The 13,023-nt window shown below is 40.7% G+C and carries 6 protein-coding genes; 1 reads left to right on the plus strand and 5 read right to left on the minus strand.

The annotated features are described in order from the left end of the window. Nucleotides 1-64: 64 nt before the first annotated feature. Nucleotides 65-3,124 (plus strand): cytochrome c biogenesis protein CcsA, encoded by a 3,060-nt coding sequence (gene ccsA, locus IPI99_07155; GenBank protein ID MBK7340286.1) that lies wholly within the window; start codon nt 65-67, stop codon nt 3,122-3,124. A gap of 8 nt (nt 3,125-3,132) precedes the next feature. On the opposite strand, the gene IPI99_07160 is transcribed toward ccsA, so the two are convergent. Genes IPI99_07160 through IPI99_07180 form a run of 5 tightly spaced genes read right to left on the minus strand, consistent with a single transcriptional unit; the run spans nt 3,133 to nt 13,021 of the window. Next, entirely contained in the window at nt 3,133-3,897 is a 765-nt protein-coding gene (locus tag IPI99_07160; GenBank protein MBK7340287.1) for a hypothetical protein, read from the minus strand. Continuing rightward, nucleotides 3,894-5,522, minus strand: coding sequence for a hypothetical protein (locus IPI99_07165; protein ID MBK7340288.1), 1,629 nt, complete (start codon nt 5,520-5,522; stop codon nt 3,894-3,896). Before IPI99_07165 ends, IPI99_07160 begins: the two co-directional genes overlap by 4 nt. A gap of 14 nt (nt 5,523-5,536) precedes the next feature. Beyond that, nucleotides 5,537-9,889: a hypothetical protein gene (locus IPI99_07170; protein ID MBK7340289.1), complete on the minus strand. Its 4,353-nt coding sequence runs from the start codon at nt 9,887-9,889 to the stop codon at nt 5,537-5,539. Further along, nucleotides 9,868-11,706 carry a cytochrome c family protein gene (locus tag IPI99_07175; protein ID MBK7340290.1) on the minus strand — a complete coding sequence of 613 codons (1,839 nt, stop codon included), beginning with the start codon at nt 11,704-11,706 and terminating at the stop codon, nt 9,868-9,870. The genes IPI99_07170 and IPI99_07175 overlap by 22 nt, the downstream gene beginning before the upstream one ends. Continuing rightward, entirely contained in the window at nt 11,693-13,021 is a 1,329-nt protein-coding gene (locus IPI99_07180; GenBank protein MBK7340291.1) for an NAD(P)-binding domain-containing protein, read from the minus strand. The genes IPI99_07175 and IPI99_07180 overlap by 14 nt, the downstream gene beginning before the upstream one ends. Between the last annotated feature and the right edge of the window lie 2 nt (nt 13,022-13,023).

Consider the following 13,023-nt stretch of genomic DNA (forward strand, 5'->3'; position numbering starts at 1 on the left):
ATCTTTGCAGTAATCAAATTCCCCGTCACACGTGTTAAAAAAGGTTCTAGATGGTCTGTTTTCTATGAAAGCAGGCATGCTGTATGTAGCTATTTTCGCCGTCTCTATTGCGGTGGCGACATTCATTGAAAATGATTTTGGAACCAGTGCTGCTCAAAAACTGGTCTTTAGGGCTCGATGGTTTGAGGTATTGATGTTTGTATTTGCAGCCAGTATTTTACGCAATATTTATTTACACAGGCTGATTCCACAGAAAAAATGGGCTTCTCTGACTTTTCATATGGCTATCATTTGTATTTTGGCTGGTGCGGCTGTGACCAGATTTTTTGGCTTTGAGGGGATGATGCATATTCGTGAAGGGGATTCATCGTCGGAGTTTTTAAGTGCTGAGACGCATCTGAATTTTGCCATTCAGCAGAACGAAAAACTATATCGCATTTCTGAACCTGTATTGTTTGCATCATTGGGGAGAAATTCATTTGAACAGTCCTATCAGATCGGCGATCAACTTTTGCATACGCGCCTGGTTGGCTTCATCCCAAATCCTAAAAATAAACTGGAAGACAGTCCTGTAGGAAAACCGGTGATCAAAGTTGTTGTGGCAGGAAATTCAGGTAGAGAGGAGTTTTTTATTCCATTTGGAGACAAGGGAGTTTATGCCGGCACAAGGATCAATTTTGGGAATGAAGCGATGCCCGGATATCAAAATATATCTCTGGAAAATGATTCTCTCTTTATCACAACCGCAGAAGATGCCAATTATATGGTCATGGCCACTCAGGAGAAAGACAGTGTCAAAGCCGGAATCAAAAAACCCCTCAGACTGCGTGCATTGTATTCCATTGGAAATGCAAACTTGGTGGTACCTGAATACAATTCAAAGGCGACTGTCAAAACATATTCTGAGAATAAGAAGATCAAAAATGAAAGTACCTCAGGCGTGATGCTGGAGATTTCTGACGGCAGCAATATAAAAGTATTGGAACTTTATGGGAGAAAAGGTGAAGAAGGTACACCACAAGTATTTGAAAATGAGAAAGTGAAAGTAGCAGTGAGCTATGGCTCCTCTGTAATGAAATTACCCTTTCAGTTGCACCTGAGAGATTTTCAGATGGACAGATATCCTGGAACAGATAATCCTTCATCTTATGCCAGTGAAATTACTTTGGAGGACAATGAAAAACAAGTATTACGGGATCAGAGGATTTATATGAATCATATTTTGGATTATAGAGGATACCGCTTTTTTCAATCCTCATATGATCCTGATGAGAAAGGAACCTATCTCAGTGTCAATCATGATTTTTGGGGTACATGGATTTCTTACTTGGGATATTTTTTATTGACATTGGGATTGATGATGATCTTTTTTTCAAAAAAGACGAGGTTTTCTTATCTGATACAAAAATTGGATCAAGTGCAAAATCGCGTGGTCAGTGTTGTTTTGATCTTCCTCGTACCCGGATTTATTTATTCTCAAAGTATTCCCGATCCCGCAATTTCGAAAGATCATGCTGATGTGATTTCACGAATGATCATTCAGGATTTTAAAGGAAGGATGAAACCATTTCAGACTTCTGCAAGTGAAGTATTGAGGAAAATTTCCAAGAAATCGGAGCTTTATAATATGTCAGAGTCTCAACTGTTTTTTTCAATGATGATGCAACCGGAAGAATGGGAGAAAGTACCTCTGATTGATGCCGGTTCACATCCAGATATTTTAAAATTGTTGAATGCAGAAAAAGGCTTGGTCGCCTATCAGAAATTTTTTGATGATAAAGGTGAGTATATCTTAAAGGAGCAGGTTCGCAATGCGCAACATATGAATCCAAAAGATCAGGGGACTTTCGAAAAAGCAATCGTCAAGTTGGATGAAAAGCTGAATATCGCCAATATGATTTTTACCGCTCGGATATTGAAAGTATTTCCGGTAGAAGGCGATCAGAATAATACCTGGGTTTCACCTTCAGATATTTCGGGAAAAAGTCCGACAGATGATCAGTTTGGATTTGCCAGAGCATTTATTACCAATTATTTTCCTGCTATCCAGCAAGCGTTGGACACGAAAGATTATTCGGTAGCGAATGATTGGTTGAGGCAGTTGCACGAGGAGCAGCTTAGGGTTTCCGGCAGAGTAGTGCCTTCAGATTCGAAGGTCAAAGCAGAACTTTTATTTAATCAGCTTTCGGTTTTTTCGAAATTGCGAAATGTGTATAGTTTACTGGGGATCATAGTATTATTTGTTTTTTTATACAATGCTATCACGCACAAGCTCAATGCAAAAAAGTTGGCTTCCATCGTTTTGTACATTATGATAGGGGCATTTGTTTTTCATACGATCGGCCTGGCACTTCGCTGGTTTATTTCAGGACATGCGCCCTGGACCAATGGTTATGAATCGATGATTTATATTGCATGGACAACGGTATTGGCAGGTTTGATTTTTTCGAGGAAAAGCCTTGGAGGATTGGCGGCGACATGCGTGTTGGCAGCCACAATATTGTTGGTAGCAGGGATGAGTTGGTTAGACCCTGAAATCACACCATTGGTGCCGGTCTTAAATTCGTACTGGCTCACGATACATGTATCTATGGAAGCCGGATCTTACGGATTTTTGCTGTTAGGTGCAGTGATCGGAATGATGAATCTGATACTGATGATCGCCGCTAGACCGTCCAATATTGAAAGAATAAAACCGGCGATTGTTGAACTGACCATCATCAGTGAAATCACGGTCACCGGAGGATTGATCATGGTAAGTATCGGTACTTATCTTGGTGGTGTGTGGGCAAATGAATCCTGGGGAAGATATTGGGGTTGGGATGCCAAAGAAACCTGGGCTCTTGTGACGACTTTGGTATATGCATTTATTTTGCACATGAGATTTATTCCAGGGCTCAAATCCATTTTCGCATATAACCTGGCGACATTATTTGGATTTGCGACGGTAATCATGACTTATTACGGAGTGAATTATTATTTGTCCGGATTACATTCTTATGCTGCAGGAGATCCTGTACCTATTCCTCCACAAGTCTATTATACTACCTTATTTCTTGTCGTGCTGAGTGTGTTTGCCTTTTTCAATTATAGAAAACAGTTTGATAAGAATTTTATCGTGTGAGGCTCAAATTATTTTTTTTTCGCGTCTTCCATGATAATGTCATATTTATATCCTGCGCCAAAATCTTTTTGAAGGGAAATGACTCCTTCAAAAACAACTTTATCTCCTACCTGGATCTGGTCTTGTGAAGTGATGGTCAGGTCTAGATTTTTGCCATCGTGGGTAGATCCGTCCTGGATGTGAAACCAATTCCTGTTCATGATTTGATAGTTTGCTTTGACACAGCTGCCACTGACGATAATTTTCTTCTGGTTGAAGTTGTTTTTATTTTTAAAAAGATCACTGAGTTTTATTCTATTAGGAACGTCGATTGATTCAATTTTAGTTGCAGGGCTTGTTGGATTTTGAGTAGAGGCAGATTGAGAAATATTCCCACCCGGATGCTCTGATTGGTCTATGATGTTTCCTACCAAATATAAGACCGGAAATGTACGTTTGAATTCCTGACTATAGAAATCCGTTTTTTTCAAACCATTGCGATAATAATATGTGTTTCCGATTTTAATGTCTCGCTTTGCTACGGCGATCCAAAACTCTTCTTTGTTTTCGGTGACCAGTATGTATGTATATCTTTCTGTCTCTAGAGTTTCTTTAGCTACAACCTGATGTACATCTGCTCCAACCGGTCCTTTAGCAGATGCGTTCATTTCCGTTTGTGCTTCCAACTTTTGGATTGGCGGTTCTGCTTTTGAGACTTCTTCTACCACTTTTGGTTTAGAATTGCAGGACATGAGGGCGAAAATTGCAAATGAAAATAAGAAAGCGGATTTCATTTTTTTACTTTATTTTTTTTATTATCAAATCTAAAGTTTATCGAAGTAAACATTCTTTGAGACTGTACTGTGGGTGTTTTATCCCATTCAAAATTCATAGAGAAATACAATCTTCTACTGAGGTACAAATATAGAGTGGTACCAAGGATATGTTGGTTGATTTTATTTTCCTGATTCAGATAGTTGTATTGATTGATTCTATAGGATAACTCTATGTTTGCTTTGGACTTGAATAAGTCGCGACTGATTCGTCCGCCATAAGTCAGCCCTTTTATGTAATCAGTCTCCAGATTCTGAAATTGCAGTGAGCAGTTTATTTTGGATTTGAGCAGGTTAGGTAGATACAAATAAGCCAAAAATGTTTTATTGGGTTTAGAGTGTCCTTGAAAACGCAAAAACTGACTGAGATTGAGAGAAACATTTTTGAGAATTTGCCAGGAAACTTGTGCGCGGAAACCTTGTCTCGTCTCTTGAGCCAGGAGTTGATCTATGATGTGAAAATAAGTTTCATAATAAATTACATTTTTGCGATTGTCATAGGAAATACTAGCGGAGATCTTGCGTGAGAATCTATATCTTACTTGTGAATAAATACTGGTCAATCTGATTTGATTTGATGTACTGCTGTCCGTTTTACTGTAATGATCAAGTTCAACTGATCCGAAGCAAAATAATTTATTTGCCAGGATGCCATTGTATTGAAAATAACTGAATCTTCGATCAGTCAATTGATGATATCTCTGTTCAATAAACGCTGCTGAGAATTGATGTGTTTTTTTTGTGTTTTGATAAGCCAAAACAACTCCCGCTTGCGGCAGACGAATATTGTAACCATAGTCCTGAAAATGGGGACGACTCCCTGCTAATATACCGGCACTGAAATTTTTTATTTTCCAATCATATTGAAGACCATCTATCACACCCATGGCAGCAATATTAGGATTTATTCTTCTTCCAATCCAGAGCTGATGATTTGAGTTCAACTTGTAATTTAAGGATAAAGAATATATTTTTAAATCGTCAAAAAAGTCATTATTCAATTGATCTAAGCCATATCTGTGCCTGTAAGAAAGGTAATATTCCAGGGACAGTTTAGTTTCTTTGATGTTCATCCAGTTCAAGGAAGTTGTAACTCTTATACCTGTAGATCTGGAGTCAAATGCCTGGCTTAAATCATTGTAAGCGGAAAAATTTATTTTTCCGGAAAGAAGTTCAGTTTGTTGCTTTTGGGTAGAGATGGGCATTTTGGAAGTGTCGGGCGAAACCATTGAATTCGATTGTATCTTTTTTGAATGAATCAATGAATCTGTTGTTCCAAACAATTTTACCAATCTAAATGCATAAACCTTATCTCCGGCTTGCAAAGTGGTCAGAGTATCAATGGATTTGCATACACAGGAATTAGAAGAAGTATTGAGGACTATTAAAGTCGGTTTAAAAGATTGTTGCGGTTTGTAGTATAATGTGTCGCCTGACTTTATTCCGCTGGTATTATCAAAACGACAATACATGTGCTGGCTGTTTAAAAAACTGACAAAGCCCTCTTTGATGATAGTGCTGTCCTGTGCATGACTGAAAGACAAAAAAGCCAAAATAAACAAATAGATAAAACTCGATTTTTTCATGCTCCCCTTCTCAATCAATTATCTCCATCGGGATGGCAACTGTAGCAAGCATTGCTATTGTATTGATAACCACTTACCCCATTATGGTCAGGATTCGTGTTTCCAGCAGTGTGACAACCCAAACAGTTGAAAACGGTATAGTTCGATGAATTGGGATGACACTGAGAGCAGGTATTCCATTTATTGTCGTGTTTGCCCGAATAAATTGGGAAATAGGCTCCATCATGGTCAAATGTTGAAGGATCCCAGGCAGATTGCGAGTGGCAATTCTCACAAGTTGTCGGAAACTGAGCTTGGCTATGGTTCGGATTATTGGTGCCATTATAATCAGATTGGTGGCAGCCATAACAGGTATTTGGAGTATTGCTGTAATTGCCGGAATGACACTGGGTACAATTATTTTTGATCAAGGCGTGGGCTCCCAATAATGGATAATAATTGTCATGGATATCAAAGCTTGCCGGCGTCCATTGACCTGACGTGCTGTGACAATCTTCACATTGCAATGGGATATTTAGTGTTTTATGATTTGGGTTCGTTGCATTGTTGTAATCCGACAAATGGCAGCCACTGCAATTGCTTGGTGTGTTATTGTAATTTCCCTGATGGCAAGCCGCGCAGTTGTCTGCAATTTTTAAATGTTCGCCATCTATGACCCAGATTCTGTTGTGATCATCAAATTTTGCAGGCTTCCAGTCCGGAGTAAGGTTGGTATGGCATTGTTCACAATCTGTCTGAAATCCTACAGAGTTGTGATTTGGGTTGGTGCTATTATTATAATCGCTTTGGTGGCAACCATAACAGTTATTTGGGGTGTTACTGTAACCATTTTGGTGACATGCAGTGCAATTATTAGCAACTTTTAAATGCTCGCCATCGATGACCCAGATTCTGTTGTGATCGTCAAATTTTGCAGGTTTCCAGCCCGGCGCAGTGGTATGACATTGTGCGCAATCATTGGAGAAGCTTAATGCCTTATGATCCGGATCATTTGATTGGTCGAAATCCGATTTATGACATTCAAAACAATCCGTTGGAGTATTTTGAAACCCGTTTTTGTGGCAGCTTTTACAATCTGTTTGAATATGTGCCCCTGTCAATGGAAATGCGCTTTGGTTGTGATCAAATGCCATATTTTTTTCACCGGTCGGATGGCATCCCAAACAGGCAAAGTCCTGATAGACGTAGCCACCAATACCTGGGTGTTGTTGGTCGGTCTCCGGATTTTTGTGACATGAAATACAGGTAAATTGCTTGAAGTCAGAAGGATTCAAATGACAATCCATACACTGACTCCAGTGGGGTTTGTGTGTGCCTGAGTAAATAGGAAAATACAAGCCATCATGATTGAAAGTTGACGGCGACCACCTATTTTGCCCGTGGCACGGGGTACAATCTGTTGGAAACTGAGCAGCCTGGTGATTTGGATTGGTAGTATTATTATAATCACCCTGATGGCAGCCTACACAGGTGTTTGGAGTATTCGTGTAATTGCCATTGTGGCACTGAATACAGTCATTCCCAATTGTCTTATGTGCACCTTGAAGCACATAATAATCGTCATGAACGTCAAATTTTGCCGGTGCCCAACTCGGAGCAGTTGTATGGCAACTTGCGCAATCAGTAGATATTCCCAGATTTTTGTGTGGAGGATTCTGCGAAGTTTCATGATCTGTCAAGTGACAGCCCACACAGGTATTTGGAGTGTTGTTATAGCCATTCTGATGGCACTTATTGCAATCATTTTTGATCAGTGAGTGGGCTCCTGTTAAAGGATAAAGAGCGTCATGGTTGTCAAACTTGGCAGGACTCCATCCCGGGTTGGTAGTATGGCAGAGGGAACATTCTTTGCTAATACCCAATTGAACGTGGTTTGGATCGCGGCTTGCCTCAAAGTCCTTGTTATGACAGTCCTGACACAAACTTGAGGTCCCTTTGTAACCCGATTGATGACACTCGAGACAGTTTGCAGTCATATGCGCACCTGTCAGAGGAAATGCAGTGGCATTGTGGTCAAATTTGAAATCCGCATCACCTGTAGGGTGGCAAGCAAAGCAAGCATTATTATCGTAAACATATCCACCTACGGTCTTGTGTTGCTCGTCTGTTTCCGGATTATTGTGGCAAGCCAGGCAACTGAATTGCGAAAAATTAGTGGGATTGGTATGACATTCTATACATTGAGTCCACACACCTTTATGTTTCCCTGAAAATACCGGAAAAAACATGCCATCATGGTCAAACTGTGTCGGCATCCATGCGGATTCATTGTGACAACTTGCACAATCTTCAGGAAATTGTGCTGTTTTATGGTTTGGATTTGTCGTCTGATCGTATTCTGTTTTGTGGCAGCCCACGCAGGTATTCGGGGTATTTGTGAAGCCGTTTTGGTGACATTTTTTACAATCCATGGCGATCTGCTTGTGTGCACCTTTTAATACATAATATTGGTCATGGATATCGAATTTTGCCGGTGCCCAACCCGGATTTGTAGTATGACAACCCGAACAATCTTTGGACAGTCCTAACTGAAGGTGATTTGGGTCTTGGCTGCTCTCAAAGTCCTTGGTATGGCAGTCCTGACATAAACTAGATGTTCCTTTGAAGCCGGATGAATGACACTCAAGGCAATTTACAGCCTGGTGTGCACCTGTAAGAGGAAATGCAGTGGCATTGTGGTCAAATTTGAAATCCGCATCACCTGTAGGGTGACATGCGAAGCAGGCATTGTCTTGATATAAGTAACCATTTACAGTGGTATGCTTCTGATCAGTTTCAGGATTGGTGTGACAGCCGATGCAAGTAAATTGTTGATAATTCTGTTGATTTTTATGGCATTCAATGCATTGAGTCCAAACACCCTTGTGCTTACCAGAATATATTGGAAAGTAAGATCCATCGTGATTGAAAGTAGCTGGCACCCATGCAGTCTGGTTATGACAACTGGCACAATCTTCAGGGAATTGTGCAGAGCGATGGTCAGGATCTTTGGTTTGATCATAATCCGATTTATGGCATCCGGTGCAGGTATTTGCTGTTCCGGAGAAACTCTGTACATGGCATTTCTTGCAATCCTGGGCTATATTTCGATGAGCGCCTTCCAAAACATAATATTGATCATGGATATCAAATTTTGCCGGTGCCCAACCCGGAGCAGTTGTATGGCATTCGATACAGTTGGTGCTCAGGTTTAGCTTGCTGTGTGAAGGTTCTTGCGAGGACTGATAATCCTTTGTATGGCATGACTGACAATCTGTAGGCGTTCCCTTGAATCCGGATGAATGACACTCCAGACAATTTACAGCCTGATGTGCTCCAGTCAGAGGAAAAGCGGTCTGATCATGATTAAAGCCATTTTGAACATCACCGGAAGGGTGGCAGGCTAGACAAGCATTGTCACTGTAAATATAACCGTTGACTGACTGGTGGTGCTCATCGGTTTCAGGGTTCGTATGGCAAGTTGTGCAGGTAAATTGTTTAAAATCGGAGGGATTCTGGTGACAATCTGTGCAGACCATCCATTTTCCTTGGTGACCCCCGGAATAAATTGGAAAATGAACATCGTGTTTGGAGAATTTTGCCGGTTTCCAATCCGGATCTGTCGTGTGGCATAATGCACAGTTATTTTCAAACCCTGCACTGAGGTGCGAGGGATTGTTGGTGGACTGGTAATCAGCAAGGTGACAAGAGACACAAGCCGCATCTATTACACTATAGTCCGAGCTTTGGTGACAACTTTTACAGTCTTGAATATCGTGTCCTTTTTCAAGTGGGAAAAATGCATGATCGACCTTGTCGGTTTTCCAATTTTCGTCTGACAATGAGTGACAATCGGTGCAGTTTGTTGAGAAATGATTTTTTTCGTGAGAGGGGGAGGTACTGCCCTTGAAATCTTGAAGATGGCAGTCTATGCATTGTACTCCTGAGACTGTAAAGTCCAGACCGGAAGCAGATGTATGGCATTGTCTACAGTCTGCATTTCTATGTACACCTATCAATGGAAAAGCTACATTTTCATGCATTTGCAGCGCGCTTGGGATAAGCCAATTTTGACTTGAATGACATCGCTTACAATCTGTGCCAACGGAGTTTTGATGAATGTCTGCATGGCAGCTTATACAAGTCTCGTCTGCTTGTTCAAATTTTAAACTTTGATGGCAATTTTTACAGTTGAGAGCTCGATGTTGTCCTGTCAGTGGAAAATGGGTGCTGTCGTGGTTGAAATTTGCCTGAGCAGAAAATCCCCAAGAATCCGGATTGTGACAGGAGGCGCAGTCTATTTTGAGAAAATCACCGTGAGGTGACTGAGCATATCCCAGACCTAATCCAATAAAGCAAAAGAAGACTATAAATGACAATCTTTGCATTCTACTTTTCCTGATTTGTACAAGACAAATTCTAAGCCATCCACCACTGTGGGAAAATGACATTTAGCGCAAGATACGACTTTGTGTTCGCCTGTTAATGGAAATCGGGTTGAATCATGATTAAAATTTGCTGCGGTCCAATTGTCAAAACCATGACAGTCATTACAAGATTTGGCAGTGGTTTGCTGGAATTGATTGCCGTGCGGATTATCATGGCAGGAAGAGCACTGCTTGCTCTCTTTTTGGAAATATTGTTCTTTTTTGCCTTCAGGTTTTTGTACGGTGTGGCAAGCCCCACAATTTGCACTCAAATGCTTGCCTTTCAAAGCAAAATCGGTACGACTGTGGTCAAAGCTCGTGATTGACTGCCAGGAATCCTCATTGTGGCAGGATCGACAATCTGTAGGTTTGTAATATTCTTCAGGGAGAAGGCCTTTATGTTGGTCTCCATGACAGTTCCTGCACTCTTGATTTGGCAGGTTGAAAGTCCATCGGTCTCGTTTCAGGTGACAGGATTTACAATCGACTGCCTGATGTGCTCCACGAAGTGGAAAATTTCCTTTCTGGTGTTGATCTAAGCCATATCGGCTGCCTGCAAACCCTTGTACACTATGGCAGTCATCACAATCTTTGTATTCCGCATTCCGGTAGATTTCTCCCTGGTGATAATCAGTGTGACAATCATTGCATTGTTGGTGTGCAACAGGGTCCGTCATCTTGGTTTTGTGACAGTTCTTGCAATTCACCTGTTCATGTTTTCCCTCCAGCTTGAATGTCGTCAGGTCATGGTCAAAAGTGGAAGGAATAGAGTTTATACGAAATGACTCCTGCTGGTGGCAGTTTTTGCAGTCAATACCAAATTTGCCATCGTGCACGTCCTTATGACAAGCGACACATTGTATATCTTTGATCAGCAAAAACTCTTGAAACTTATGTGGTGGCTGATTTCTGTTGTCATGACAGGATCTGCAGTCCAGATGCTTGTGTTTTCCTTCGAGTTTGTAACCGGTGAGATTATGATTGAATCCGGAGTTTCCGGAAATTTTTTGGAAAGATTCTTCGCTGTGACATGCTTTACAATTGCTTCCAAATTTGCCTGCATGTGCGTCTTTGTGACAAGATGCACAAGACTGAAAAGCAATGCCTGAAAATTTTTGGAATTCTTTTCCACCGCGCATTTCAGTAGGGTGGCAACTTTTGCAATCAAGGTTCTTATGGGCACCATTTAAAGCAAAGTTGCTTTTTTGATGATTGAATAATGGAGCAGGCCTGAATTTGTCCGTTTGGTGGCAAGATGCACAATCTGAAGAAAGTGTATTCTGGTGAAAGTCCTCATGACAAGTATTGCATTTTTGAGATAGACCGAGGTAGGTTTTGCTGTTTTTTTTGAGTTCAGCATTTTGATTGTATTTTGGATCATGACATTTCCGGCAATCTACAGATTGGTGCGAACCCGTCAGTTTGTAAGCTGTCAATTCATGCTTAAAATTTTTTGTATCAAAACGGATCATTTCAAATTTCACTCCATGGTGCTCACTATGGCAGCTGATACATTCTTTGCCTTTTATCTCGTAAGAAGCATGGTATCCTTTATTGTTTTTTATCCTGTTATTCAGTTCAGCGTGACAGCTCAGACATTTTGAGTCCGGAGTTTTTTTACCAATTTCATGGCATTGTGTACAATTGGACAAGCCCTCCAAATGGCTATGTGCTGCACTGAGTTTGCCAGGTGAAATCTGTGCATTGATTTGATAGCCACCGGTGATGCAGCTGAAGAAGAGAATAATGATTTTAATATTTACTTCAACTTTTTGCATGTGATTTTACAGTATAACCAAAACGTTTTTTGATTTCGATTCCTGCATTTTGTAGAAACTGAGTGGGAAGTTCACCTCCTGCAAAAATGAACACGAGGTCATTTTCCAAAGTGATAGATTCACTTTTTTCGGTCCAGTTGAGTTTTATCTTGTCAGGCTCTATTTCAACAATTTGGGAGTTGAAATAAATTTTGATTTTATCGGAGGCGATAGCTGATTCAATATTTATTTTGTTTTGTGGTTTGAGTCTACTGAATTTATCACTTCTGTAAGATAAGCTTACCGCATTGTGTTCCGAAAGTAGTAGCGCATTTTCTATAGCGGAATCTCCACCACCTACAACCATTATTTTCCGATTCAATATTCTCTCAGGTTCCAGACAGCGGTAGGCAACTTTTTCCAGGTGTTCTCCCGGAACACCCAATTTTCGCGGAGTACCTCTACGACCCAAACAAAGTAGAACCTTGTGGCTATAAAAAGTCAAGCATCGATTTGTAATCATCTCAAATCCATCTTCGACCATTAGGATTTTTTCCACTTTTTGATTTTCCTTGATTTCTATTTCATGTTTAGAAAATACATTGCTCCACAGCTGTAGCAGTTCTGCTTTTTTTGTTTGAAATAATTTTATTTTACCATAAAGGGGGAGATCCATTGGAGCTGTCATCACTATTTTTTCTCTAGGGAAACTGAACACGGTACCTCCTAGTGTATCTTGTTCCAATAATAGATATTTTACACCTGATTTTTTTGCTTGAAGTGCCGCAGCGATTCCTGCCGGACCTGCGCCAACGATGATAACATCCACCGGATGTCTTCGTTTTGAGGGAAGGCTTGCAACGATGGCGTCCATAGCTTGCTTGCCCTGCTCGACTGCATTTTTGATCAGACCCATACCTCCAAGCTCTCCAGCAATGAAAATTCCCTGCACGTTGGTTTCAAAGTTTTGGTTGAGATGAGGCAAATCAACACCTCTTTTTTCTGTGCCGATTCGCAGAGAAATGGCTTCAACGGGACAAGCGTGAAAACAAGCTCCATGTCCTATACAGAGACTCGCATTGACCAAGGTAGCTCTGCCGTTGACAATACCAATGACATCGTGTTCCGGGCAGGCCTTTAGGCAAGCTCCACTGCGTATACATGTATTGGTATCTATATGAGGATGTAATGAAATGGGTTCGAATGTGCCGGCTTCTTTGGCTTGTTCAATTTTATGTGTTGATCTGGCTGATTCTTTCTTTATCTTCCCAATATAAAAATAGAATACTGCCACTGCAAAAATCAATACCGCAATATAAATCAACCACTCGATCATAT

The sequence above is a fragment of the Saprospiraceae bacterium genome, assembly GCA_016710235.1.
In the GTDB taxonomy this organism is placed as follows: Bacteria; Bacteroidota; Bacteroidia; order Chitinophagales; family Saprospiraceae; genus Vicinibacter.